At 63.8% G+C, this 23,045-nt stretch carries 23 protein-coding genes and 1 tRNA gene; 15 read left to right on the plus strand and 9 right to left on the minus strand.

Features of this window, described 5'->3' with window-relative positions:
* Window positions 1–135: 135 nt before the first annotated feature.
* Window positions 136–1,899 (minus strand): fatty acyl-AMP ligase, encoded by a 1,764-nt coding sequence (locus QHC67_RS02235; protein ID WP_319290734.1) that lies wholly within the window; start codon window positions 1,897–1,899, stop codon window positions 136–138.
* A 122-nt stretch (window positions 1,900–2,021) separates the two neighbouring features.
* Here QHC67_RS02235 and QHC67_RS02240 point away from each other — a divergent pair, with 122 nt between their 5' ends.
* From QHC67_RS02240 to QHC67_RS02250, 3 genes are all read left to right on the plus strand, one after another.
* Window positions 2,022–2,567: a regulatory protein RecX gene (locus QHC67_RS02240; protein ID WP_319290478.1), complete on the plus strand. Its 546-nt coding sequence runs from the start codon at window positions 2,022–2,024 to the stop codon at window positions 2,565–2,567.
* Complete coding sequence (locus QHC67_RS02245; RefSeq protein WP_319290480.1) at window positions 2,560–3,090, plus strand: DUF192 domain-containing protein; 531 nt, start codon at window positions 2,560–2,562, stop codon at window positions 3,088–3,090. The genes QHC67_RS02240 and QHC67_RS02245 overlap by 8 nt, the downstream gene beginning before the upstream one ends.
* A 65-nt stretch (window positions 3,091–3,155) precedes the next feature.
* On the plus strand, window positions 3,156–3,554 hold the full coding sequence (locus QHC67_RS02250) for an NADH:ubiquinone oxidoreductase subunit NDUFA12 (protein ID WP_319290483.1): 399 nt from the start codon (window positions 3,156–3,158) through the stop codon (window positions 3,552–3,554).
* Window positions 3,555–3,718: 164 nt separating this feature from the next.
* Here QHC67_RS02250 and aat read toward each other — a convergent pair whose 3' ends face one another.
* Window positions 3,719–4,429 carry a leucyl/phenylalanyl-tRNA--protein transferase gene (aat, locus tag QHC67_RS02255; RefSeq protein WP_319290485.1) on the minus strand — a complete coding sequence of 237 codons (711 nt, stop codon included), beginning with the start codon at window positions 4,427–4,429 and terminating at the stop codon, window positions 3,719–3,721.
* A gap of 130 nt (window positions 4,430–4,559) precedes the next feature.
* Between aat and QHC67_RS02260 the strand changes: the two genes are divergently transcribed.
* The 6 genes from QHC67_RS02260 (at window position 4,560) to QHC67_RS02285 (ending at window position 7,622) form a co-directional block, all read left to right on the plus strand.
* Window positions 4,560–4,635, plus strand: a tRNA-Trp gene (locus QHC67_RS02260).
* A gap of 155 nt (window positions 4,636–4,790) precedes the next feature.
* Window positions 4,791–4,997 carry a preprotein translocase subunit SecE gene (gene secE, locus QHC67_RS02265; RefSeq protein ID WP_319290488.1) on the plus strand — a complete coding sequence of 69 codons (207 nt, stop codon included), beginning with the start codon at window positions 4,791–4,793 and terminating at the stop codon, window positions 4,995–4,997.
* A gap of 65 nt (window positions 4,998–5,062) precedes the next feature.
* Entirely contained in the window at window positions 5,063–5,599 is a 537-nt protein-coding gene (nusG, locus tag QHC67_RS02270; protein ID WP_319290490.1) for a transcription termination/antitermination protein NusG, read from the plus strand.
* A gap of 117 nt (window positions 5,600–5,716) precedes the next feature.
* Complete coding sequence (gene rplK, locus QHC67_RS02275; RefSeq protein WP_319290493.1) at window positions 5,717–6,148, plus strand: 50S ribosomal protein L11; 432 nt, start codon at window positions 5,717–5,719, stop codon at window positions 6,146–6,148.
* Window positions 6,149–6,151: 3 nt separating this feature from the next.
* Entirely contained in the window at window positions 6,152–6,850 is a 699-nt protein-coding gene (rplA, locus tag QHC67_RS02280) for a 50S ribosomal protein L1 (RefSeq protein WP_319290495.1), read from the plus strand.
* A 109-nt stretch (window positions 6,851–6,959) separates the two neighbouring features.
* The gene (locus tag QHC67_RS02285; protein WP_319290497.1) at window positions 6,960–7,622 is read left to right on the plus strand and encodes a trimeric intracellular cation channel family protein; all 663 of its coding nucleotides are present in this window, start codon (window positions 6,960–6,962) and stop codon (window positions 7,620–7,622) included.
* Between the two features lie 34 nt (window positions 7,623–7,656).
* Here the strand turns inward: QHC67_RS02285 and sppA are convergent, their stop codons facing one another.
* Window positions 7,657–9,540 carry a signal peptide peptidase SppA gene (gene sppA, locus QHC67_RS02290; protein ID WP_319290499.1) on the minus strand — a complete coding sequence of 628 codons (1,884 nt, stop codon included), beginning with the start codon at window positions 9,538–9,540 and terminating at the stop codon, window positions 7,657–7,659.
* A 313-nt stretch (window positions 9,541–9,853) separates the two neighbouring features.
* Between sppA and groES the strand changes: the two genes are divergently transcribed.
* The 3 genes from groES (at window position 9,854) to QHC67_RS02305 (ending at window position 13,184) form a co-directional block, all read left to right on the plus strand.
* Window positions 9,854–10,141, plus strand: coding sequence for a co-chaperone GroES (gene groES / locus QHC67_RS02295; protein WP_319290501.1), 288 nt, complete (start codon window positions 9,854–9,856; stop codon window positions 10,139–10,141).
* A gap of 50 nt (window positions 10,142–10,191) precedes the next feature.
* Window positions 10,192–11,847, plus strand: a complete 1,656-nt coding sequence (groL, locus tag QHC67_RS02300) for a chaperonin GroEL (protein WP_319290503.1) — start codon at window positions 10,192–10,194, stop codon at window positions 11,845–11,847.
* 209 nt (window positions 11,848–12,056) lie between these two features.
* On the plus strand, window positions 12,057–13,184 hold the full coding sequence (locus QHC67_RS02305) for an acyltransferase (RefSeq protein ID WP_319290506.1): 1,128 nt from the start codon (window positions 12,057–12,059) through the stop codon (window positions 13,182–13,184).
* Here QHC67_RS02305 and QHC67_RS02310 read toward each other — a convergent pair.
* The 4 genes from QHC67_RS02310 to QHC67_RS02325 all read right to left on the minus strand — a co-directional run bounded on the left by QHC67_RS02310 (window position 13,181) and on the right by QHC67_RS02325 (window position 17,015).
* Window positions 13,181–14,185 (minus strand): LLM class flavin-dependent oxidoreductase, encoded by a 1,005-nt coding sequence (locus QHC67_RS02310; RefSeq protein WP_319290508.1) that lies wholly within the window; start codon window positions 14,183–14,185, stop codon window positions 13,181–13,183. The two genes, QHC67_RS02305 and QHC67_RS02310, sit on opposite strands and share 4 nt — an antisense overlap.
* A 48-nt stretch (window positions 14,186–14,233) precedes the next feature.
* Window positions 14,234–14,665, minus strand: a complete 432-nt coding sequence (locus tag QHC67_RS02315) for an OsmC family protein (protein ID WP_319290510.1) — start codon at window positions 14,663–14,665, stop codon at window positions 14,234–14,236.
* Window positions 14,666–14,735: 70 nt separating this feature from the next.
* Window positions 14,736–15,173: a RidA family protein gene (locus QHC67_RS02320; protein ID WP_319290513.1), complete on the minus strand. Its 438-nt coding sequence runs from the start codon at window positions 15,171–15,173 to the stop codon at window positions 14,736–14,738.
* An 18-nt stretch (window positions 15,174–15,191) separates the two neighbouring features.
* Window positions 15,192–17,015 carry an ABC transporter transmembrane domain-containing protein gene (locus QHC67_RS02325; RefSeq protein ID WP_319290515.1) on the minus strand — a complete coding sequence of 608 codons (1,824 nt, stop codon included), beginning with the start codon at window positions 17,013–17,015 and terminating at the stop codon, window positions 15,192–15,194.
* A gap of 205 nt (window positions 17,016–17,220) precedes the next feature.
* Here QHC67_RS02325 and QHC67_RS02330 point away from each other — a divergent pair, with 205 nt between their 5' ends.
* Window positions 17,221–18,444, plus strand: coding sequence for a polyhydroxyalkanoate depolymerase (locus QHC67_RS02330; protein WP_319290518.1), 1,224 nt, complete (start codon window positions 17,221–17,223; stop codon window positions 18,442–18,444).
* A 40-nt stretch (window positions 18,445–18,484) separates the two neighbouring features.
* Here QHC67_RS02330 and QHC67_RS02335 read toward each other — a convergent pair whose 3' ends face one another.
* Entirely contained in the window at window positions 18,485–19,786 is a 1,302-nt protein-coding gene (locus QHC67_RS02335) for a class I SAM-dependent methyltransferase (protein ID WP_319290520.1), read from the minus strand.
* A 109-nt stretch (window positions 19,787–19,895) separates the two neighbouring features.
* Here QHC67_RS02335 and dgcA point away from each other — a divergent pair, with 109 nt between their 5' ends.
* Both dgcA and QHC67_RS02345 read left to right on the plus strand, forming a co-directional pair.
* The gene (gene dgcA, locus QHC67_RS02340; RefSeq protein ID WP_319290523.1) at window positions 19,896–20,876 is read left to right on the plus strand and encodes an N-acetyl-D-Glu racemase DgcA; all 981 of its coding nucleotides are present in this window, start codon (window positions 19,896–19,898) and stop codon (window positions 20,874–20,876) included.
* Window positions 20,869–21,558, plus strand: a complete 690-nt coding sequence (locus tag QHC67_RS02345) for a GNAT family N-acetyltransferase (protein ID WP_319290525.1) — start codon at window positions 20,869–20,871, stop codon at window positions 21,556–21,558. Before dgcA ends, QHC67_RS02345 begins: the two co-directional genes overlap by 8 nt.
* Before the next feature lie 46 nt (window positions 21,559–21,604).
* On the opposite strand, the gene lpdA is transcribed toward QHC67_RS02345, so the two are convergent.
* On the minus strand, window positions 21,605–23,005 hold the full coding sequence (lpdA, locus tag QHC67_RS02350) for a dihydrolipoyl dehydrogenase (protein ID WP_319290527.1): 1,401 nt from the start codon (window positions 23,003–23,005) through the stop codon (window positions 21,605–21,607).
* Window positions 23,006–23,045 lie beyond the last annotated feature (40 nt).

A 23,045-nucleotide genomic window follows, 5' to 3' on the forward strand; every position in this document is an offset into this window, starting at 1 on the left:
GCTGTATTGCCATCACAGAGTTAGCAATCTGTTAGCGCAACAGCCTTTCCGAACGCGATCTCGTCCATTTCAGATCATAGTGGAGAGGGCCGCCATAGGAGCGGGCATCCGCCTGCCCCCTCTGCCGGCAAGTCCTCAAGCCGCTATATCGTAAGGCCTGATTTCGCCGGATAAATACAGATTGCGCGCCTTGGAACGGCTGAGTTTGCCGGAGCTTGTCCGTGGCAAGGTGCGTGGCGGAACAAGCTCGACCACGCAGTTCATGCCAGTGATCGCCCGCACTCGCTCACGAATTTCATCGCGCAGGCGCGAGCGCTCCTCATTGTCCGAGGTGCGACAGTGGACCAGCACGGCGGGCGCTTCTTCCCCGCCCGAGGTGGTGATTGCGAAGGCGGCGATGTCGCCCTGCTTGAAGCCGGGCAGTTGCTCCACGGCCCATTCGATGTCCTGAGGCCAGTGGTTCTTGCCGTTGATGATGATCATGTCCTTGGCGCGGCCGACGATGTAGAGATAGCCGTCCGACAAATAGCCCATGTCGCCGGTGTCCAGCCAGCCATCGGCCATGCAGGCGTCGGTGGCTTCCTGATCGCGGAAATAGCCGACCATCAGCGACGGGCCGGCGGTCCAGACCTTGCCGATCTGGCGCTCGCTCAGTGGCGTGCCGTCTTCGTCGCGAATCTGCACGACCATGTCCTTGGCGGGCTTGCCGCAATTGACGATGGCGCGGAAGCGCTGCGGGCGGCCTTCGGCGGCGGCGGCTCCGGAGAGATCGGTTTCCTCGACCAATTCAACGACGATGCCCTCGCCCGGCGGCATGATCGTGACGGCCAAAGTCGCTTCGGCAAGGCCATAGCTCGGCAGGAAGGCGGACGGCGAGAACCCGGCATCGGCGAAGGCGTCGACAAAGTTCTGCATCACGTCAGGGCGGATCATGTCCGCGCCATTTCCCGCCAGCCGCCAGCGCGACAGGTCGAAGCGGTCGGCCGCCTTGGTCTGGCTCGACATGCGGCGCGCGCAGATATCGTAGCCAAAGGTCGGCGAATAGCTGATCGACGTGCCTTCGTTGCGGCTGATGAGGTCGAGCCACGCCAGCGGACGGCGCGCGAAATCCTCGGTCTTCATGTAATCGGCCGACACCTGGTTGGCGACCGGCGAGAGGAAGCAGCCTACCAGGCCCATGTCATGATACCAGGGCAGCCAGCTTATGCAGCGATCGCTGTCCTGAACTTCCATGCCATGGCTATGCGCCGACAGGTTGCTGAGCAGGGCGTTATGCGTCACCGCGACGCCATGCGGGAAACGCGTAGATCCGCTGGAATATTGCAGATAGGCGATGTCGCCGGTTGCCGCCTGGGGCAGCGGGCAAGGCTGCGCGGAGCGGGCGAGGAACGCATCATAGGCCATGGGTTCGACACCACGCAAATGCGCCGCTTCGCCCGCCATTTCGGCGAGTTCGGCCGGGAAGAACAGCATCGTCGGGTCGCTGCTGGAAAGCTGGACGACCAATTGGTCGATATAGCTCTCCTTGCCGCCGAAGCTGGTCGGCAGCGGCAGCGGCACGGGCCAGGCGCCCGCATAGACGATGCCGAAGAACAACTGCGCGAATTCCGGCCCGGTCTCGGCCACCAGCGCGATCCGGTCCTTCGGGCGGACTCCATGCGCCATCAGGCGATAGGCGCAATCCATCGCGTCGCTGCGTAGCTCCGTGTAGGAATAGGCGCGCGCCAGATTGCCGCGTGGATCGTGGAAGTTCAGGCCCCTCTTGCCCTGCGCGGCATAATCCAGCGCCTCCCCCAGCGTGGCGAAATCGGACAGCCGCCGGGGCAGGTCGTCCTGCGTCGGGGTGCGGGTCGTCTCAATCTGCATAGCCGTCATATTGGTGTCACCCAATGAAATCATCCTGAAAACAAGGCTGTGGCTGGCATTATTCGCCAATCGCACCGCATACCGAAGTCCAGCCTGCACTTCTAGCGCATAAGGCGCGTTCAAATTCCGGCCCGACTGTGGCACAAAAGTGGCGCGTGCCCACTTACCCAGCCTCCAACCGTGCGCGGAAACCCCGCCCGCCGCTCAACGAAACGCGATTGCGCGACCTTGCGTTGCACTATGTAGGGCGGTTTGCGACGACTCGTGCGAAGCTGATCTCGTATCTGGGGCGGAAGATTACCGAGCGGGGATGGGACGACGCCAAGGCTCCCGATCCGCAAGGCATCGCTACGCGGCTGGTAGAGCTTGGCTATATCGATGATGCCGGTTTCGCCGCCATGAAGGGTGCCGCCCTGACGCGGCGCGGCTTTGGCACAAGGCGCGTGGGCGAGGCGTTGCGCGCGGCGGGCGTGGAGGAAAGCGACCGTGCGCCTGCTCTCGACGATGCGACGACTGCCCGCTGGGCGGCAGCAGAAGCCTTTGCCCGGCGAAAACGCCTGGGCCCCTATGCCGCTGCGCCGGTAGAACGCGAGAAGCGCGACAAGCAGATTGCGGCGTTCCTGCGCGCGGGCCATGACTATGCGACTGCACGGCGATGGATCGACGCCGCGCCTGGGGAGATTCCGGAACGTGATGAATAAAGCGCCTATGCTGTTGCCCCTGCTGCTCGCGCTTGTCGCCTGTTCGAACAAGGAACCCGCCAGCGGGAACATAGTCGCGGCGGACGCGAGCGCGGCGGCAACGATCCCGCTGACGATCACGGGCAAGGGCGGAACGCACCGATTCGACGTGGAAGTCGCGGCGACACCGGAGCAACAGGCGCAGGGCCTGATGTTCCGCACGGAGCTGGCTCCCGATGGCGGCATGGTGTTCCCGATGCAGCCGCCGCGCATAGCCAGCTTCTGGATGAAGAACACCGTGATCCCGCTCGACATGCTGTTCGTGCGTAGCGATGGTACGATCGCTTCCATCGCCGCCAGCCGGAAGCCCTATTCCCGCGAACCTTCCTCGGCCGGTATACCCGTTGCGGGAGTTCTGGAATTGCGCGGCGGGCGGGCTGCCGAACTCGGCATCGCCGAAGGCGACAAGGTGCAATGGGGCGCATGCGCGGCCCCTGCCGCCAAGCCCGCGCCCTCCCTTGCCAATGTACGTTTCTGCCCCTGAGCAAGGGGCGCGAACCCTGCGAAACCGCCTTGCCAACGCGCCCCGCATGGCGCTAAGCGAGGCCTATGGGAATCCTTGCCAACATTTTCACCTGGTGGAACGGTGCCACCATCGGCACCGCACTCTGGAGCAAGCGCAACGGCAGTCGCGTAGGCGAGGATCATCAGGGCAACGTCTATTTCGAAGGCGGCAAGGGCATCGACGGTCAGCCGCGCCGCTGGGTGATGTACAACGGCTCCAACGACGCGAGCCGCGTACCCGCAGAATGGCATGGCTGGTTGCACCGCACTTTCGAGGAAGCGCCGGAAAGCTACCTGCCGCCGCCGCGCATCTGGGAAAAGGAATTCACGCCCAACCTCACCGGCACGCCCCGCGCCTACCGGCCGAGCGGCGCGATCGAAAAAGGCGGCGTCCGGCAGAGCGCTACCGGCGATTATGAAGCATGGACTCCCGGCGCGGGGTGAGGCTTGGGCTGCGCCGACGGTCGATGCGCCTTCCTGTTCACTAGCCTCAAATCCGTTCACCCTGAGCTTGTCGAAGTCTCTGCTGAGCCGCAGGCGAAGCATACTTCACTTTGTTCAGTGGAAGGCTTCGACAAGCTCAGCCCGAACGGTTGGCAATTTGCGCGTCACACTGAGGTTTTGAGTGCCTCGACCACATCCCCACCCGTTATCTCCGGATGCGCCTCCGCAATTGCCCCGAACGCCGATTGCGCCGTATCGCCAGCACCACTCCTCAACACCGCCCGCCCCTGCCCCAGCGAAACGCCTTCCAATGCTTCCCCAAGCAGCTTGAGATAGGCGGATTGCCGTATCTCCACGGCGCCCAGCGACCGCAGATGCTCGGTCATGAACTGGCAATCGAGCAGCGTGAACCCGCCAGCCTTCAGCCGCGCGACGAGCCATGCAAGCGCGACCTTCGAGGCATCGGTACGCCGAGAGAACATGCTTTCCCCAAAGAATGCCCGGCCCAGCGACACGCCATACAGGCCGCCCACCAGCTCGTCGCCGTCCCAGCACTCGACGCAATGGGCGAAACCCAGATCATGCATATGCAGATAGGCGTCTTCGATGGAGCGATTGATCCATGTCGAGGGACGATCCGGCGCCGCCTCCGCGCACAGCGCAACCACGGCGGCGAAATTGGTGTTCGCCCGCACCGTGAAGCGATCTCGCCTGATCGTCCGCGCCAGCGAGCGCGAGAGCAGGAAGCCGTCCAGCGGCAGGATCGCCCGCTTCTTGGGCTCCACCCAATAGATGTCCTGCGCATCGCGGTCATCCGACATCGGGAAAACGCCGATGGCATAGGCCTGGAGCAGCAGAACGGGGTCGATCGTCATCGCGCCGGACGCTACGATGCTTTGGCTGCTGCGCCAACCGCTTCCGCGGCGAAAAGGGGGTAGTGCCGTCAGCGGCAAAACTCTTGCCCTCCCGCGCAACCCGAGCTAAAGCGCGCGTCTTCGCCGGCACAGGAGCGTAGCTCAGTTGGTAGAGCGTCGGTCTCCAAAACCGAATGCCGTGGGTTCGAGTCCCTCCGCTCCTGCCATCGGCTTGCGCCCAAAAGGGCTTAAGTCTATGGAAGCGAAGAAAATTGGTCGCGGAGCAGTGACCGCATCCGGGTGCCACTGCAGTGGCAAGGCCCGGAGGGCGGTGTATTGCTTCGCGGTTTGTGTTGTTTTTTGAACGGGTTGAGCATAACTCATGGCCAAGACGTCCCCAGCGGAATTCGTCAATCAGGTACGCGCCGAAGCGTCGAAGATCGTATGGCCGACGAATCGGGAAACGATGATGACCACGGTCATGGTCGTTATCATGACGTCGATCCTGGGGTTGTTCTTCTTCAGCATCGACAGTGTGTTCGGTGCGGTGGTGAAGTGGTTGCTGGCGATGGCCGCGGGTCAGCGTTGAGAGTTACGGGCTGAGCGGGCGACCAAGAGAATACATGCTGCATAAGCGGGAGTTTTGAGAGTTTCATGGCGCGCTGGTACATCATCCATGCCTATTCAGGCTTCGAGAACAAGGTCCGCGACTCGATCGTGGCCGACGCCGAACGCCTGGGCCTCTCCCAGCTGGTCGAATCGGTCGAGGTGCCGGTCGAAACCGTGACCGAAGTGCGCCGCGGCAAGAAGGTGCAGTCGGAGCGGAAGTTCTTCCCCGGCTACGTCCTTGCCAAGCTGGCGATGAACGACGACGTCTATCACCTCGTCAAGAACACGCCGAAGGTGACGGGCTTCCTGGGATCGATGGGCAAGCCGCAAGCGATCAGCGAAGCCGAAGCCGCGCGCATCCTGAACACCAAGGAAGAGGCGGCCGCCAATCCGAAGACCAAGATCACCGTCAATTACGAGATCGGCGATCAGGTCAAGGTTCTGGACGGCCCCTTCGCCAGCTTCAACGGCGTGGTCGAGGAACTGGATTTCGAAAAGAGCCGCGTGAAGGTGTCCGTGTCGATCTTCGGCCGCGCGACCCCCGTGGAACTGGACTTCGAGCAGGTCGAACTGGCGAAGTAAGAAATTTCCGGGCGACCGGGAATACACCGCGGGAGGCCAATCCTCGGATCGGCTGTCTGACCGCTAAACTTGAACCGGACGGTGCCTCAGCCCCGTTCAGCAACAGAGTGAGTAACAATGGCTAAAAAGATTACGGGCTATATCAAGCTCCAGGTGCCTGCGGGCGCCGCCAATCCGTCCCCGCCGATCGGCCCTGCTCTGGGTCAGCGCGGCGTGAACATCATGGAATTCTGCAAGGCGTTCAACGCGCAGACCGGCGACGTGGAAAAGGGCACGCCCCTCCCCACAGTCATCACCGTGTTCGCCGACCGCAGCTTCACCTTCAAGACCAAGACGCCGCCCGCGACGTTCCTGATCAAGAAGGCCGCTGGCCTGAAGTCGGGTTCCAAGGAGCCAGGCAAGGTCGTCGCCGGATCGATCAAGCGCTCGCAGCTCAGCGAAATCGCGCAGGCGAAGATGGCCGATCTCAACGCGAACGACATCGAAGCCGCGACGAAGATCATCGAAGGCAGCGCCCGCGCAATGGGCCTCGAAGTGGTGGAGGGCTAAGACATGGCAAAGCAGACCAAGAAGGCAAAGGCTCTCGCCACCGCCATTGATCGCGAAAAGCTGCACGGCGTCGATGAAGCGCTGGCGCTGATCAAGACCCACGCGACCGCCAAGTTCGACGAATCCGTCGAAGTGGCGATCAACCTGGGCGTCGATCCCCGTCACGCTGACCAGATGGTCCGCGGCGTCGTCACCCTGCCCGCTGGCACCGGCAAGACCGTTCGCGTCGCCGTGTTCGCCCGTGGCGACAAGGCTGATGCAGCGACCGCCGCTGGCGCCGACATCGTTGGTGCGGAAGACCTGCTGGACAGCATCCAAGCTGGCAACATCGACTTCCAGCGCGTAATCGCGACGCCGGACATGATGGGCCTCGTTGGCCGTCTCGGCAAGGTTCTGGGTCCCAAGGGCCTGATGCCGAACCCGAAGCTCGGCACCGTAACCCCTAACGTCGCAGAAGCAGTGAAGGCAGCCAAGGGCGGCCAGATCGAATTCCGCGTCGAAAAGGCAGGCATCATCCACGCCGGTCTCGGCAAGGCCAGCTTCAGCCAGGACGACTTGCGCAAGAACTTCGACGCGTTCGTCGATGCGATCGTCAAGGCGAAACCGACCGGCTCCAAGGGCAAGTACGTCCGCAAGATCGCCCTGTCGTCCTCGATGGGTCCGGGCGTGAAGGTCGACGTTTCGGAAGTCGCTACGGCCTGATCTCACGACCACTGAACAAGAAAGGCCCTGTTCTCTCGCTGAGGACGGGGCCTTTCTGCGTCTGGCGGCGGAGGAAGACTTCGCCGCGTCGCAATGCTATCGGGCGGCCATGGCCAGTCCTCTCCTCCCCGCAATCGCCCCTCAGATCGGGCCGGTGCTCGAATGGCTTGGGCTCATCGGCACGGCGCTGTTTGCGGCATCGGGCGCGCTGGCGGCCGCGCGATTGCAGCAGACACTCGTGACCTTCGCCTTCTTCGCGCTGGTGACGGGCGTCGGCGGCGGCACGGTGCGCGACTTGCTGATCGGTGCGCCCGTGTTCTGGGTCCACGATCCGCTGCCCGCCATCGCCTGCGGCATCGCGGCGCTTCTCGTATGGCTGACACCCAACCGCTGGTGGCATGGCAATGACGGCAGGGGCCGCGCACTCGACTGGCTTGACGCCGTGGGCCTCGCGGCGTTCGCGGTATTCGGCGCGGCCAAGGCGCTGTCCTTCGGGATCCCGCCGTTCGTAGCTGCGATCATGGGCGTGGTGACAGGATGCGTCGGCGGCATCATCCGCGACTTGCTGGCGGGCGAGCCCTCGATCCTGTTGCGCCCTGAACTCTACGTCACCGCCGCGGCGCTGGCGTCCGGGCTGTTCGTGACATTGGCCGCGCTGGGGATGCCGGTGCCCGTTGCCAGTGTGATCTCAGCATTGGCGGGCTTCGCCCTTCGCGCGCTCGCCATCAAGAGGGGTCTGGCATTACCGGGCTATCATAGTTCACGGCCTTAATGCGCAACCCGCGCCCCTGATCCCGTTCGCATCGTCACCAAAGCGCCCCCGCCACCATAGTCAAGAACGATTTCTCCTCCTGCGGTCCCGCGACACGCGGCGCGCCATAGCCGCTGCATTCCAGACACGCAGCACGCATCGCGCCGCCGGTGATCAGTCCCTTCGCATCCGCCACCGCCTGCAGCGCCCATTGCCGCTGCATCCATGCCTGCCGTCCGAGCCAGTCGCGCGGCAGCGCCGCTTCCTGCGTGTCGTTGCTCATCCAGCTCTCGATAAGCTGCTCGAACTTGTCAGGGCCTTTCTCGATATAATAGGGCTTGGCGTCCTCGGGATCGACCTTCGCCAGCTTCGCGGCTTCGGCGATGGCATCCTCCAAGCCGCCGAACTGGTCGACCAGCCCGATCTGCCGCGCGGTGCCGCCGTCCCACACGCGGCCCTGCGCGATGGTGTCCACTTGCGCAGGCGTCCTGCCACGCGCCTTTGCCACGAGCCCGACAAAGCGCGAGTAAACTGCTTCCACACCCGATTGGGCGATGGCGTCGAACTCCGGGCTGACGCCCCCTGCCAGATCTGGTTCGCCGGATAGCGGGGTCGTCTTCACCCCATCGGTAGTGACGCCGATCTTCGCCAGCGTACCCTCCAGGCTCGGCAGGATCGCAAACACGCCGATGGAACCAGTGATCGTCCCCGGCTCGGCAAAGATGCGACTGGCGGGCGTCGATACCCAGTATCCACCGCTCGCCGCGACATCGCCCATCGACACGACGACCGGCAGCCCCCGCGCCTTTGCCGCAACTATCGCCTGCCGAATCTTCTCGCTCGCCAGCACCGATCCGCCCGGAGAATCGACGCGCACGACCAGCGCCTTCAGCGACTTTTCCGCCAGCGCCGTGTAGAGCAGGTCGGAGATGGTATCCCCCGCGGCGCTGCCCGGCCCCGCTTCCCCATCCACGATGTTCCCGGCGACAGTCAGCACACCGATCCGGCCGTTATTGGCAGGCGTCTTCGCCTTCACGTAGCGCGCGAAATCTATCGTCGCGAAGCCGCCCGGCTTTTTGTCGCTCGCCGTTCCGGCGATTGCCGCCACGCGCGCGCCGAACGCTTCTTCGCCGCCCAGTTTGTCGACCAGTCCGGCCCGCAGCGCCGCCTGTTGCAAGTTGCCCCCAGACGCGCGAACGACGCCCAGAGGATCGCCCGCATAGGCGGCAAGCTTCGCCCTGGGCCGCGCCTTCGCCACATCGTCCTGCCATGTCTGCCAGAGCGCACCCGCCAATGCCTGATCCGCCTGCTTGGCCTCAGGCGACTGATCGGTGCGGATGAAGGGCTCCACGAAACTCTTGTAGGTGCCGACACGATAGACGTGCGTGGTCACGCCCAGCTTGTCGATCAACCCCTTGTAGTACATCCGCGACCCGCCCGGCCCGGCAAGGAACACTTGTCCGAAATCATTGAGCCACACTTCGCTGCCATGCGCCGCAAGCTGATAGCCATCGGACGAATAGGTCGTCGCGTAGACCAGCACGGGCTTCCTGGCCGCGCGAACGCCGTCCAGCGCCTTTCCGATTCGGGAGAGCGCCACCTGCCCTCCGCCCATGAACCCGTCGAGGTTCAGCACCACGGCCTTCACATTGCCGTCGCTTTTCGCCGCTTCTAGAGCGGTCACGATGTCGCGCAGGCGAAATTCCTTCATCTGCGGCGCACTGCCGGGAAGAGCGGACAGCGGATTGACCGACTGCGGCTGCTCCACCACCACGCCTTCCAGATCGAGGAGCAGCGCGCCCTGCGAAACGCTGGTGGAGGGCGCTGGCGTGTAGGACAGCGCTGCATAAAGCAGGCCGAAGAACAGCAGCAGGAACAGGAGAACGAGCGCATCCTTGATGCCGACCAATATGCGCCAGGCGCTGCGTACAAATGCCAAGGAGATGCCTTCCGTTCGGATGTTGCCAACAGCTAATGCCTGACGCGGCAACGTTCAATGGAAGGGCTCCACTCTCTCCGTCCTCATGTGGAACCGGACTGTAACAATATTCTTGTAACGCCTCTTGACCGCACCTTACTTATCGCCATATCTGCGGCGCTGGCACTCTTCCTCGTAGAGTGCTAACAAACAGAAGTTCAAAGGGAGCGGGTAGGAAGTCGGCACTCGATAGGGGCAACGGGGCATGACTTGCATGTCCGCTCATATCCAGGCCACTGCCACACGTTCCCTCCACGAAGGGAAAGGCAAACATATGGCATTCCGTCCGTTGCATGACCGCGTTCTGGTCCGCCGCGTTGAGGCAGAAGAGAAGACCGCGGGTGGCATCATCATCCCCGATACCGCCAAGGAAAAGCCGCAGGAAGGCGAAGTCGTCTCCGTCGGCACCGGCACCAAGTCCGAAGATGGCAAGATCACCCCGCTGGACGTCAAGGCCGGCGACAAGATCCTGTTCGGCAAGTGGTCGGGCACCGAAGTGAAGGTTGAGGGCGAAGACCTCATCATCATGAAGGAAAGCGATATTTTGGGGATCGTCGGCTAATCAGCCGCCCCTGAAATCCAATCCCAATTCACAAGCAGAGGTAATTTCTCATGGCTGCAAAAGACGTAAAATTCTCCCGCGACGCGCGTGAGCGCATTCTGCGTGGCGTCGACATCCTGGCCGACGCGGTCAAGGTCACGCTGGGCCCTAAAGGCCGTAACGTCGTCATCGACAAGAGCTTCGGCGCTCCCCGTATCACCAAGGACGGCGTTACCGTCGCCAAGGAAATCGAACTGAAGGACAAGTTCGAGAACATGGGCGCGCAGATGGTCCGCGAAGTCGCTTCGAAGACCAACGACGTTGCCGGTGACGGCACCACCACCGCGACCGTATTGGCTCAGGCCATCGTTCGCGAAGGCATGAAGTCGGTTGCGGCTGGCATCAACCCGATGGATCTGAAGCGCGGCATCGATCTCGCCGTGACCAAGGTTGTCGAAGACCTCAAGGCCCGTTCCAAGCCCGTCTCCGGTTCCGCCGAAGTCGCGCAGGTCGGCATCATCTCGGCCAACGGCGACACCATCGTCGGCGAGAAGATTGCCGAAGCGATGGAAAAGGTCGGCAAGGAAGGCGTCATCACCGTTGAAGAAGCCAAGGGCCTCGACTTCGAACTGGACGTCGTGGAAGGCATGCAGTTCGACCGCGGTTACCTGTCGCCTTACTTCATCACCAACCCGGAAAAGATGCTCGTCGAGCTTCAGGATCCTTACATCCTGATCCACGAAAAGAAGCTGTCGAACCTGCAGGCGATCCTTCCGATCCTGGAAGCAGTCGTTCAGTCGGGCCGTCCGCTCCTGATCATCGCCGAAGACATCGAAGGCGAAGCGCTGGCGACTCTGGTCGTCAACAAGCTGCGTGGCGGCCTGAAGGTTGCTGCGGTCAAGGCTCCCGGTTTCGGCGATCGTCGCAAGGCGATGCTGGAAGACATCGCGATCCTGACCAAGGGCGAGATGATTTCCGAAGACCTCGGCATCAAGCTCGAGAACGTCACCATCGGCATGCTCGGCACCGCAAAGCGCGTTACGATCGACAAGGACAACACCACCATCGTCGATGGCGCCGGTGATGGCGATGCGATCAAGGGCCGCGTGGAAGCGATCCGTGCGCAGATCGAGAACACGACCAGCGACTACGACAAGGAAAAGCTGCAGGAGCGTCTCGCGAAGCTTGCTGGCGGCGTCGCCGTGATCAAGGTTGGCGGCTCGACCGAAGTGGAAGTCAAGGAGCGCAAGGATCGCGTCGACGACGCTCTCCATGCAACCCGCGCTGCTGTCGAAGAAGGCATCGTTCCCGGCGGTGGTACGGCTCTGCTGTACGCCACCAAGGCTCTGGAAGGCCTGAAGGGCATCAACGACGACCAGACTCGCGGTATCGACATTATCCGCAAGGCGATCACCGCGCCTGTCAAGCAGATCGCACAGAACGCAGGCGTCGACGGCGCCGTTGTTGCTGGCAACCTGCTGCGCGAAAATGACGAGACCCGTGGTTACAACGCGTCGACCGACACCTATGAAAACCTGGTCGCGGCTGGCGTGATCGACCCGACCAAGGTCGTTCGCACGGCTCTGCAGGACGCAGCTTCGGTTGCCGGCCTGCTGATCACCACCGAAGCCGCAATCTCCGACACGCCTGCCGACGACAAGGCCGGCGCTGGCGGCATGCCCGGCGGCATGGGCGGCATGGGTGGCATGGGCGGCATGGACTTCTAAGTCCCGCTCTGTACCTAGGCTACGAATTGGGGCCGGGAGAGCACATCTCCCGGCCCTTTTTCTTTGGGACGGGGTCTCCGTACGGGGGACGCAACACAGGCGCAGCGGCGTAAGCGATCCCATCTACCGCCCGTCCCGTCTCCAAAAGCGGACATTTCACCATCGGTTCGTTACGGAGAAGGTATCCAGAACAGCCATGGAAAGTCCGTTTGCCGCTTCGACCTACTGCTGCCCCGCGCAATGATGCCATCGCCATTGCCCGCGTCCTCTGCATCCTCGGCGTCGTCTATGTTCACGCTTGGACCGGCCGCACTGGCGAAGAACTGGCCCATATGACCGGCACTGGCGAGGAAGTTCTGCGCTGGGTGCTGATGGAGGGGCTGGGCAAAAGCGCCGTTCCGCTACTCGGCATGATCTCGGGCTATCTCGTCGCCGGATCGCGCCGCGCGCAAAGCTGGCGTTCCCATGTCGCGGGCAAGGCACGCACCATCCTGCTGCCGATGATCCTGTGGAACGCGATAGCGATAGCCTGCGTATCCGGCGCAGCACTGGCAGGCTGGATACAGGCGCCCCTGCCATCTTCGGCGCACTGGCTCGTCGAGGAGGCGCTGGCGTTGACTCGCCCTCCCGACATCAATGTTCAGATGCCGTTCCTGCGCGACTTGTTCGTCTGCATGTTGGCCGCACCCTTGCTGGTCCGCCTGCCGGTGAAGGGCATGATGCTGCTCGCGGCGATGGTGGCGGTGCTCACTATCGGCGGCTGGCCGCAGCCGTTGCTGCTGCGCCCGCTCATCCTGTTCTTCTTCCTGTTCGGGATGATCGCCCGCCGCCTCTCGCTGGCGGAACGAGCCGCGGCGCTGCCATTGGCGAACGCTATTGCGCCCTTCTTGCTGCTCGTGCCCGTGAAGATCACCCTGTCGTTGTCACCCACCGACTTCCCCGCAATACACCCGCAGGCAATGGCCGCCCTCGACCTTGCCACCCGCATTGCCGCCGCCTTGTTCTTCTGGCGAATCGCCAATGCCTGCGCTGCTTCACGGGCGCGCGACGCGCTGCTCGCGATAGCGCCCTATGTCTTCTTCCTCTTCTGCTGCCACCTCATCCTGATCTGGATCGGCGGCCCGCTGCTCGGCCACTGGATCGGCCCGGCCGGATCGCCGCTCTATCCCGCGTTCCTGATCGCGCAGCCGCTTCTGGTGCTCGGCGCATCGATCGTTCTGGCGCGCGCGGTTATCGCCATTTCTCCGGCAGCGGCGCGCATCTTGAGCGGCGGGCGCCTAGCCGCGCCTGCGCGAAAAGCAGGCGCGGGTCTGGTCGCCGTACGAAACCCGGCTTAGACGGCTTCGAGTGCACCGAGCGACTGCGCCGCTTCCATCGCTATGCCGATCGAGCGCTTGCGAGCCTCGATATCGAACATCGCGCCCGTCACCATCACTTCGTCCACTTGCGTTCGCGCGATGAATGCGGCCAGACCCTGCGCCACATCCTCCCGCGCGCCAATGGCCGAGCAGGAGAAGAAGTTGCGCAGCATCGCCTCCGCCTGTGGCGGCAAACTCTCCCGATATCCCGGCACCGGCGGCGGCATCCTGCCCGGCGTTCCGGTGCGCAGCGCGACGACAGTCTGCATCATGGACGTGGCCAGCAACTCCGCTTCCTCGCCTGTGTCGGCGGCGAAGATGTTGAACCCCGCCATCGCATAGGGCCGATCCAGCTGCTCAGACGGTCGGAAATCACGCCGGTAGATCGCCAGCGCCTCGTCCAGAGCATCGGGCGCGAAGTGCGACGCAAAGGCGTAAGGCAGCCCCAAGGCCGCCGCGAGTTGCGCGCCATAGAGGCTCGATCCCAATATCCACAGCGGCACATTCGCCCCAGCGCCGGGCGTAGCGACAAAGCCTAGCCGGTCGTCACCCGCGAAATACGCCTGCAACTCCATCACGTCGCGCGGGAACTGATCCGCGCCGCCAGCCAAATTCCGGCGCATCGCCTGCGCGACTCGCTGGTCCGATCCCGGCGCACGGCCCAGCCCCAGATCGACGCGCCCTGGATAAAGCGCCTCCAATGTCCCGAACTGCTCGGCGATCGCCAGCGGCGCATGATTGGGCAGCATGATGCCGCCCGCGCCGATCCGGATCGTCGAAGTCACCGCGCCGACGGCGGCCAACACTACCGAGGTCGCCGCCGAAGCGATCCCCGGCATGCCATGATGCTCCGCCGTCCAGTAGCGCGCGTAGCCCAGCGCCTCCGCATGGCGGGCATAATCCTGAGCGTTGGCGAGCGCAGTGGACACGTCGCTCCCCTGCGTGACGGGGACGAGGTCGAGAATGGAAAGCTTGGTCATGCCCTGGATATAGGCATGATCCGTTGCATTTCACTACCCTTAAACCGCTTATTCCTCCAAAGTCGCGCTGAGCGTGATTTCCGTCTGCAAAAGCTTCGACACAGGGCAGTTCGCCTTGGCCTTCGCCGCCAGGTCCTGGAATGTCTCATCATCGGCATCGGGAATACGCGCCGTCAACGTCAACGCGACGGCCGTGATCGCGAACCCCCCGTCCACCTGATCCAGCGTCACCACGGCCTTGGTGTCCATTTTCTCGGCAGTCAGCCCGGCCTCGCCAAGGATCATCGATAGCGCCATGGTGAAGCAGCCAGCGTGCGCCGCGCCGATCAGTTCTTCAGGGTTTGTGCCCTTCACGCCCTCGAACCGCGACGCAAAACCATAAGGATGCGCGTTCAGTGCGCCGCTCTGTGTCGAGATAGTGCCCTTGCCGTCTTTCAGGCCGCCGCTCCACTCCGCCGATCCGCTGCGATTGATTGCCATGGAAATTCTCCCTGCGGTCAAGGATAGGCGACCGCGCGCCGGCCCAACGGTTCACGCCGCGAGAGGGTCCTCAGCGCGGCTTGTAGGCGATGCACTCTACTTCGACTGCCGCCCCGAGCGCCAGCCCGTTAGTGCCGAAGGCACTGCGCGCGGGCAAACGGTCGGGCTTGAAATAGCCTGCATAGATCGCATTGAACTTCGGCCAGAGCTTCATGTCCGCCAGCATCACCGTGCACTTGACGAGATCGTCCATGGTAGCGCCGCCAAGGGCCGCGACTTTGCCGACGTTTTCCATGACGTTGCGCGCCTGTGCTTCGAACTCCGGGGGCAGGCTGCCATCTGCTGCCGTACCGATCTGCCCAGATAGGTAGAGCGTGTCGCCTGCCCGCACGGCCGGAGCAAAGGGCCGCCCCGGAATGAGAGCGCCTAGCCTTTCAGGTGGCTGCGCCTGCGCCGCACCGCCCATGGCCAGCATGATCGCCGCCAGGGTAAACGTCATCACGCGCATCGCAAACTCCTCGTGTCGTCAGGCCGCCTCTTCCTGAAACTGCAACCGCGCCAGCTTCGCGTAAAGTCCGCCCTGCGCATAGAGCGTTGCGTGGCTACCCTGCTCGACGATCCGTCCATGGTCCATCACCACGATCCGATCGGCGGCGCGGATCGTCGCCAGCCGGTGCGCGATCACGATAGTGGTACGCCCGCGCATCAACGTGTCGAGCGCATCCTGCACCAGCCTTTCCGACTGCGCATCCAGCGCCGAAGTCGCTTCGTCCAGCAGCAGGATCGGTGCGTCTCGCAGCAGCGCGCGGGCGATGGCGATGCGCTGACGCTGGCCGCCGGAAAGCCGCGTACCCGCCTCCCCCATGAAGCTGTCGAGCCCCTGTGGAAGCGCCTGCAGGAAATCCTCCGCATGGGCGGCGCGGGCCGCTTCCCATATCCGCTCGTCGCTCGCCGTCCAGTTGCCGTAACGCAGGTTGTCGCGCGCCGACGCTGCAAAGATCACGCTTTCCTGCGGCACCAGCGCCATCATGGCGCGGATATCGGCGGGATCGGCGTGGCGCAGGCTCACGCCGTTCAAGGTGATCTCGCCCGCCTGCGGATCGTAGAAACGCTGCGCCAGCTGGATCAGCGTCGATTTTCCCGCGCCGGACGGTCCCACCACGGCGACCGTCTCGCCCGGTTCGACGACCAGCGTGAAGTCGTGCAGTGCCTTCGTATCGGGGCGAGTCGGATATTCGAAGCTGACATTGTGGAACGCCAGCGTCGCCTTCTGGGCGGAAGGAATGGCGATTGCCTTCTCCGGCGCGGCGATTTCCGGCACGGCCGTCATCAACTCGCTCAGCCGTTCCGCAGCGCCAGCGCCGCGCAGCAGGTCGCCATAGGTCTCGGTCAGCGATCCGAAAGCACCTGCCACCAGACCGCTCGTCAACACGAAAGCGGCGATGCTCCCGCCCGACAGCTTGCCGCTGGCCACGTCGATGGCGCCCTGCCACATGATCATCGTGACCGCGCCGAAGATCAGGCAGATCACCACGCCTGTCATGATCGCACGCAGCCGGATGCGGCTCCGCGCCGTGTCGAAGCCATTTTCGACGGCGCCTGCGAACCGCTCTGCCTCGCGCTGTTCCTGCCCGAAGGACTGGACGATCCGCATTGCGCCCAGCACTTCGGAGGTGATGCTGCCGACATCGGCGATCCGGTCCTGGCTGCTGCGGGAAAGCACGCGGACGCGGCGGCCCAGCAGGACGATCGGCAGGATGATGACGGGTATGCCTATCAGGATCATGCCCGCCAGCTTGGGCGCGAGCGCAATCATGTAGCCAATGCCGAGCACGCCCATGACCAGGTTCCGCAGCGCCACCGAAACGGTCGTGCCGACCACCTGCTCGATTACGGCGGTATCGGATGTCATGCGCGACGCTATTTCGGATGGGCGGTTTTCCTCGAAGAAGCGCGGCGCCATCCGCAGCAGGTTGCGCTGAACGGCCTTGCGGACGTCGGCCACCACGCGCTCGCCGAGCCATGACACGAAGTAGAACCTGAACGCCGTGGCGATGCCCAAAATGACCGTGATCATCAGGAGATACTGGAACCAGCGCCCCACATCCTCACCGCTGCCGCCGGAAGAAAAGCCGCGATCGATGACGAGACGGAAACCGCTCGGAATCGCAAGGGTCGCCGCGGAGGCACAGAGCAGCGCCACCATCGCACCCGCCAGACGCCCCGGATAACGGCGGGCGAACTGCCACAACATCGCGAGGCTCGCCAGCCTGCCGGGACGCGGTGCAGTATTCCGGCCAGCATCCTGGGCGGCGATGTCCGGGGATGCTGCCCCACGATCAGTGCTCATCGCCGCCGCTTAGCAGGGCAGAGGATGGCCCTCAATCGTAATCACTACTAATCCCCGTGGAGCGGCCTGTAGAAACCCTTAATCATAAGGCAGACATTCAAGATAACGCACACTGCAATCGATTAATTTATGTTGCAGCGCGGAACAAAACAGGCTCTGATTGATCCTTAGATGCACGTAGAACCGTGATGGGATTTCGGAAACCATGCTGTACAGCGCCTATGAATTTCAACGCAGTCTGTTAGCGGGCGCCAGCGCGCTGGCCAACGCCGGTGCGGAGTTTCTGAATAACCCCGCAAATCCGGTATCCTATTTCGGCGGAGGACCGATTCTGGCGTCTGCGCTCGACGTCTTCGCGCATGCCGCTGCGCCTCGCGGCAAACCGCACTTCAACCTCTCCACCACGGAAATAGATGGCAAATCCGTCCCCATCACCGAAGTCATCGAAGCGCGTAAGCCCTTCGGCCAGCTGCGCCACTTCGTGCGCGAAGGTATTTCTCAGGGCGATCCGAAGCTCCTGATCGTCGCGCCGATGTCGGGGCATTTCGCGACGCTGCTACGCGGCACGGTTCAGCGCATGCTGCCCCGTCACAATGTCTGGATCACCGACTGGCGCGATGCGCGCAATGTGCCGATGAGCGAAGGCCGCTTCGATCTGGACGACTATATCGACTACCTCATCGAATGGCTGGATCACATCGGCCCCGGCGCGCACATGCTGGCCGTGTGTCAGCCTTCGGTGCCGAGCTACGCCGCCGCTGCGTTGATGGCCGCGGACAACCATCCCGCCCGCCCCCGCACCCTGACCATGATGGGTGGCCCGATCGACACGCGTGAAGCGCCGACCGCGGTCAACACGCTGGCGACCGAACGTCCGCTCAACTGGTTCGAGCAGAATGTCGTGGCCACCGTCCCCTTCAACTATCCCGGCAACGGGCGGAGAGTATATCCCGGCTTCATGCAGCTTGCAGGCTTCATGACGATGAACCTGGGCGATCACCTGATGAGCCATTGGGAGATGTTCAAGCATCTTGTCGATGGCGACGAGGAAAGCGCCGACGCGACCAAGGGCTTTTACGAGGAGTATCGCTCCGTCTGCGACATGACGGCGGAATTCTACCTCCAGACGGTCAGCGAAGTGTTCCAGAAGCACAGCCTGCCCAAGCGCGAGTTCATGCATCGCGGCCGGCTGGTCGATCCCGATGCGCTGACAGACGTGGCGCTGCTGGCGGTCGAAGGCGAACGCGACGACATCTCGGGCCTCGGCCAGACCAGGGCAGCGCTGAAGATCGCCCGGAAGCTGCCGGAAAGTCATAAAAAACACTATATTGTGGAAGGCGCAGGCCACTACGGCATTTTCAATGGCAGCAAATGGCGGACCAAGGTGGCGCCGATCGTCGAGGACTGGATCCGCGCCCACAACGACTAAGGGCGGAAACGACCAAAGGCAGGCACCAGCCGCTGAATCGTCAGCGCGCTGGCGCGTTCCCCGCAAGCATCGCTGCAAGTTCCAGCGCACGCCTGGCATTGATGGTCCCTGTCAGCGCGAAGGCCTGATCGCCATTCTCCCAATATGCGATGTTCTCGCCCTGCCGCCGCGTCACTAGCGGAATAGCTTCCGCCGGGGTTTCTGCGCGGCCCGCCAGCAAGGTTACGGATTCCCTCCGCGGCGTGTCCAGCGACAGAGCCACGGCGGACGTGCCATCGGCAGGATAAAGCTGCACATCGCGAACGCGCCAGCCCTTGGGCAGCGCGGGCAAGTGAATGCCCGTCGAGCGCGCTATCTCACCGCTGTCGAGATTGGTGCTCTCCACCTGTGACACCATTGCCTGCCGCAGCAGGCTGGTCCGATGGGAAGCAGCGGCTTCATCGATGAAACGGCTGTTCGCCTGCGCGGGCTCCGGAAACTCGCCCAGCGCTCCGCGCCCGATCCACCCGATCGCGATCAGCGCCGCGACGCCCGCCGCGCGCAGGACATGCCGGAAGGGGCGGCCCGCATCGGCCGAGGGCGCTGGCGGCACGCCGGCAGCTCGCTTTACGCCGACCAGCGTTCCCTTCGTTCCGTCCTGCAGCAATGCGAAATCTATGTCCAGCCAGCGCTTGCGCCAACGCCGCGCAACCAGCCGCTCGCCGGGACGCGCCGCATCGTCGAGCAGGATGACCCCGCCCGGCGTCAGCCGCCGGAACAGGCTGTCCGCCGCACCGCGTACCAGGGGATGGACGCTCCACGGCGGGCCGTCGATGATGATGAGATCGATACGGTCCGGCAGACGGTCGACACTGTACCAGCGCCCCGGCCAACCCTCGATATTCGCCTCCAGCGGCGCATGCCGGATGTCCACCGTCAGGCCGTTTTCGTCCAGCCACTTGCGCGTCGCCTCCACGAAGCCGGTGTGCTGATCGAAGCTGATGAGCGTGCCCCCGCCGTGCAGCGCCATCGCCTTGGCGGCGACCAGCGTGGACGCCCCCGCGCCCAGTTCGACCGTCACGGCGGGACGCAGCCGCGCAATGTGCATGACGATGTGCCGGAGAAAGCCCGTATCGGCTTTCCAACTGCCCAGATGCGGGAGGGAATCCGGCGCGAGCCCCAGCGCCGTCATCAGCGCCCTCTTGTCTTCCTTGCTGCCGCCATGCAGGCTCTTTAGCAACCAGGGCCAGCCGATTGCGCCAAACGTTAGCCGCCACGCCCAGTCGCTCGCCTTCCGGGTAAAGGAAAGCGTGGGATCGCTCTCGCGGAGGGAAAGCAAGCCGGTAAGCTCTCGTGATGTCACGTTCTACATGTCCTGAATTCGGGGCTGACCGCTGCTCTAGCTTGCAAGATGCCCGCGGGAAAGACCACATGGGCTTTCCCATACCTGCCGTGCCCCCTAAAGCACTCTGATGGTCGAAATTATTTCTGCACAGGTCGAGCGCTGGCCCGTCGCTGGCGCCTTCATCATCAGCCGCGGCGCCAAGACGCATGTCGACGTCGTCGTCTGCACCGTAGGGGATGGCACCCATGTCGGGCGCGGCGAGGGAACCGCCATCTATTACGAAGGCGAGAGCGCGGAGAGTTGCGCCGCCGCCATCGCCGCCTATCGCGGCCCGCTTGACCGGGCGAGCGTCAACCGGCTGATGGGCCGGGGAGCCGCGCGCAACGCACTCGACTGCGCTTTGTGGGACTATGAAGCGCGACGCGCAGGCGTTCCCGTATGGCAGCTTGCCGGGTTGGCGGAGCCTGTCGCGGTGCCGACAGCCTTCACGATCAGCCTCAACGATCCTGCGCAAATGGAAGCAGATGCCCAGGCGGCGGCGGTCCGCGGCTTCGCTCTCCTGAAATGCAAGCTGACTGGCGAAGGCGATCGCGAACGGATTGCCGCCGTCCGTCGCGGCGCGCCGGGCGTGCGGCTGATTGTCGACGCCAACGAGAGTTGGGCAGCGATGGACATCGCGGCCGAAGCGGCGGCGCTGGCATCGCTCGGCGTGGAACTCATCGAGCAACCGATCCCGCATGGCCGCGAGGACATGCTGGCGGACGTGCGATCGTCTGTGCCGTTCTGTGCCGACGAGAGCCTCCATAGCCGCGAAGACCTCGACCGGCTGGCGGGCTTTTCCGCCGTCAACATCAAACTCGATAAAGCAGGCGGCCTGACCGAAGCGCTGGCCCTTTCGCAAGCGGCGCGCGCGCGAGGGCTGCGAATCATGGTGGGCTGCATGCTCGGTACTTCGCTGGGGATTGCCCCGGCCTTTCTATTGGCGCAGGGCGCGGACTGGGTGGACCTCGACGGCGCGCTACTCCTTGCCGAAGACCGCGAAGGCAGATTGCCTGTGCAGAATGGCATGCTGATGCCGGGCGGATTATGGGGACAAGCCGATGCGTGATGAGGCCATCGCCTCCACTTCGCCCCTCGACCGCCCGGTTTGGCATGCCTTGACCGGGCGCCAGTCTGGATTGGCGGTGGGGGACGGACGCGCGGTTCGCTTTCGACCGGAAATCGGCCCCCTCGCGGCCTGCGCCAACGCCGACGATGCGTCCGCTCTCGCCGATCTGGCGGGCGATGGCGAGATCTGGATCGTAGAGAAGACGCCCCCCGCCTCGCCCCCCGGCATGACGGTCGTGCGAAGCGCCCTGTGCTGTCAGATGATTGCATCATCCATCACGCCCCAGACGCGCATGTTCGACTTTCACGATCTGGGCGACGGCGATGCGGCAGAAATGTTCGCTCTCGCCACCTTGACCGCACCCGGCCCCTTTGCGGAGAAGACGCACATGCTGGGCGGCTTCATCGGCATCAGGGAGAACGGCCGGCTGCTGGCCATGGCGGGCGAGCGGATGAAGCCCGGAATGTTCACGGAAGTAAGCGGCGTCTGCACGCATCCCGACGCCCGCGGCCGGGGCTATGCGGGTTTCCTCATGCGAGTAGTCGCTTCACGGATATTGGAGCGGGGCGAGCGGCCCTTCCTCCACAGCTACGCGAACAACGCTGGAGCGATCGCGCTATATCGGTCGCTAGGGTTCGCAGAACATCAGTCGATCACGGCGATCGTGCTGAAACGCGGCTGAGCGACGGGCCAACAGGGGGCAGCCGATGACCGATCACCCCCTGAAATCACATATGGATCGGCTTGCCCTGCACCGCCATCGACGCTTCCTTCAGCGCTTCGGCATGCGTCGGATGGGCGTGGCAGGTATAGGCGATATCCTCGCTGGACGCGCCGAACTCCATCGCCTGCGCCGCCTGCGCGATCATGTCACCAGCGGGCGAGGCGATGATCCATACGCCCAGCACCTTGTCGGTCTCGGCATCGGCGATGACCTTCACGAAGCCTTCGGTGTCGCGGATCGCCTTGGCCCGGCTGTTCGCCATCATCGGGAACTTGCCGGTCTTGACCGCGCCGCGCTCCTTCGCCTGCTCTTCGGTCAGCCCGACGCCCGCGATCTCAGGGTGCGTATAGACGACCGAGGGAATGACATCATGGTTCACGATGCCGGTCAGCCCCGCGATATTCTCCGCAACCGCAACGCCTTCGTCCTCGGCCTTGTGCGCCAGCATGGGGCCGGGGATCACGTCGCCGATCGCCCAGACGCCATCGACCTTGGTCGCGAAGTCATGATCCGTTTCGACCTGGCCGCGCTTGTTCACTTCCAGTCCGAGCTTGTCGAGACCAAGCCCGTCGGTATTCGGCTTGCGCCCGATCGCGACCAGCACGACGTCCGCTTCGATGGTCGTCGCTTCCCCGCCAGCCGCCGGTTCGACCGTGACGGTCGCGCCGCTGCCGGACACCGACACGCCCGTGACCTTCGTGCTGGTCTTGATCTCGAAGCCCTGCTTCTTGAAGATCTTGGCCGCTTCCTTGCGCACGTCGCCGTCCATGCCGGGCAGGATCTGGTCGAGAAACTCGACGACCGTGACCTTCGCGCCCAGACGCCGCCAGCAGGAACCCAGCTCCAGCCCGATCACCCCGCCGCCGATGACGACCATGTGCCCGGGGACCTTCTGAAGCGCCAGTGCGCCGGTGGAGTCGACCACGACGCCCTTGTCGTTGTTGACCTCGACACCTGGCAGCAGCGTCACGGAAGACCCTGTTGCGATGACGATGTTCTTCGCCGTTACCGTCTTGCCAGCGACTTCGACGCTGTGCGCGTCCTTGAACGTCGCAAGGCCCTTCAGCCAATCGACCTTGTTCTTCTTGAACAGAAATTCGATGCCACTGGTCAGGCCCTTGACGGACTCGTCCTTGTCGGCAAGCATTGCGGGCAAGTCGAGTTCGACATTGCCGATCTTGATACCATGCTTGGCCAGCGCGCCGGACGCCGCTTCCTCGAAATGATGCGAGGCATTGAGCAGCGCCTTTGAGGGAATGCACCCGACATTGAGGCAGGTGCCGCCCAGCGTATCACGGCTGTCTGCGCATGCGGTCTTCAGCCCCAGCTGCGCCGCACGGATCGCCGCGACATAACCGCCGGGCCCGGCGCCAATCACCAGCACATCATAATCATATTCGGCCATTATCTACTCCATCCATGATGCACGCGCACGAACGCGCGGG

Origin of the sequence: Sphingobium sp. (assembly GCF_033795625.1) — a bacterium.
Classification (GTDB): Bacteria; Pseudomonadota; Alphaproteobacteria; order Sphingomonadales; family Sphingomonadaceae; genus Sphingobium.

What these genes read in the sequence shown, in the direction of transcription:
- QHC67_RS02235 (WP_319290734.1), bottom strand. Translation starts at nt 1,899, where the DNA reads ATGATTTCATTGGGTGACACCAATATGACGGCTATGCAGATTGAGACG.
- QHC67_RS02245 (WP_319290480.1), top strand. Translation starts at nt 2,560, where the DNA reads ATGAATAAAGCGCCTATGCTGTTGCCCCTGCTGCTCGCGCTTGTCGCC.
- QHC67_RS02250 (WP_319290483.1), top strand. Translation starts at nt 3,156, where the DNA reads ATGGGAATCCTTGCCAACATTTTCACCTGGTGGAACGGTGCCACCATC.
- aat (WP_319290485.1), bottom strand. Translation starts at nt 4,429, where the DNA reads ATGACGATCGACCCCGTTCTGCTGCTCCAGGCCTATGCCATCGGCGTT.
- secE (WP_319290488.1), top strand. Translation starts at nt 4,791, where the DNA reads ATGGCCAAGACGTCCCCAGCGGAATTCGTCAATCAGGTACGCGCCGAA.
- nusG (WP_319290490.1), top strand. Translation starts at nt 5,063, where the DNA reads ATGGCGCGCTGGTACATCATCCATGCCTATTCAGGCTTCGAGAACAAG.
- rplK (WP_319290493.1), top strand. Translation starts at nt 5,717, where the DNA reads ATGGCTAAAAAGATTACGGGCTATATCAAGCTCCAGGTGCCTGCGGGC.
- rplA (WP_319290495.1), top strand. Translation starts at nt 6,152, where the DNA reads ATGGCAAAGCAGACCAAGAAGGCAAAGGCTCTCGCCACCGCCATTGAT.
- QHC67_RS02285 (WP_319290497.1), top strand. Translation starts at nt 6,960, where the DNA reads ATGGCCAGTCCTCTCCTCCCCGCAATCGCCCCTCAGATCGGGCCGGTG.
- groES (WP_319290501.1), top strand. Translation starts at nt 9,854, where the DNA reads ATGGCATTCCGTCCGTTGCATGACCGCGTTCTGGTCCGCCGCGTTGAG.
- groL (WP_319290503.1), top strand. Translation starts at nt 10,192, where the DNA reads ATGGCTGCAAAAGACGTAAAATTCTCCCGCGACGCGCGTGAGCGCATT.
- QHC67_RS02310 (WP_319290508.1), bottom strand. Translation starts at nt 14,185, where the DNA reads ATGACCAAGCTTTCCATTCTCGACCTCGTCCCCGTCACGCAGGGGAGC.
- QHC67_RS02315 (WP_319290510.1), bottom strand. Translation starts at nt 14,665, where the DNA reads ATGGCAATCAATCGCAGCGGATCGGCGGAGTGGAGCGGCGGCCTGAAA.
- QHC67_RS02320 (WP_319290513.1), bottom strand. Translation starts at nt 15,173, where the DNA reads ATGCGCGTGATGACGTTTACCCTGGCGGCGATCATGCTGGCCATGGGC.
- QHC67_RS02325 (WP_319290515.1), bottom strand. Translation starts at nt 17,015, where the DNA reads ATGAGCACTGATCGTGGGGCAGCATCCCCGGACATCGCCGCCCAGGAT.
- QHC67_RS02330 (WP_319290518.1), top strand. Translation starts at nt 17,221, where the DNA reads ATGCTGTACAGCGCCTATGAATTTCAACGCAGTCTGTTAGCGGGCGCC.
- dgcA (WP_319290523.1), top strand. Translation starts at nt 19,896, where the DNA reads ATGGTCGAAATTATTTCTGCACAGGTCGAGCGCTGGCCCGTCGCTGGC.
- QHC67_RS02345 (WP_319290525.1), top strand. Translation starts at nt 20,869, where the DNA reads ATGCGTGATGAGGCCATCGCCTCCACTTCGCCCCTCGACCGCCCGGTT.
- lpdA (WP_319290527.1), bottom strand. Translation starts at nt 23,005, where the DNA reads ATGGCCGAATATGATTATGATGTGCTGGTGATTGGCGCCGGGCCCGGC.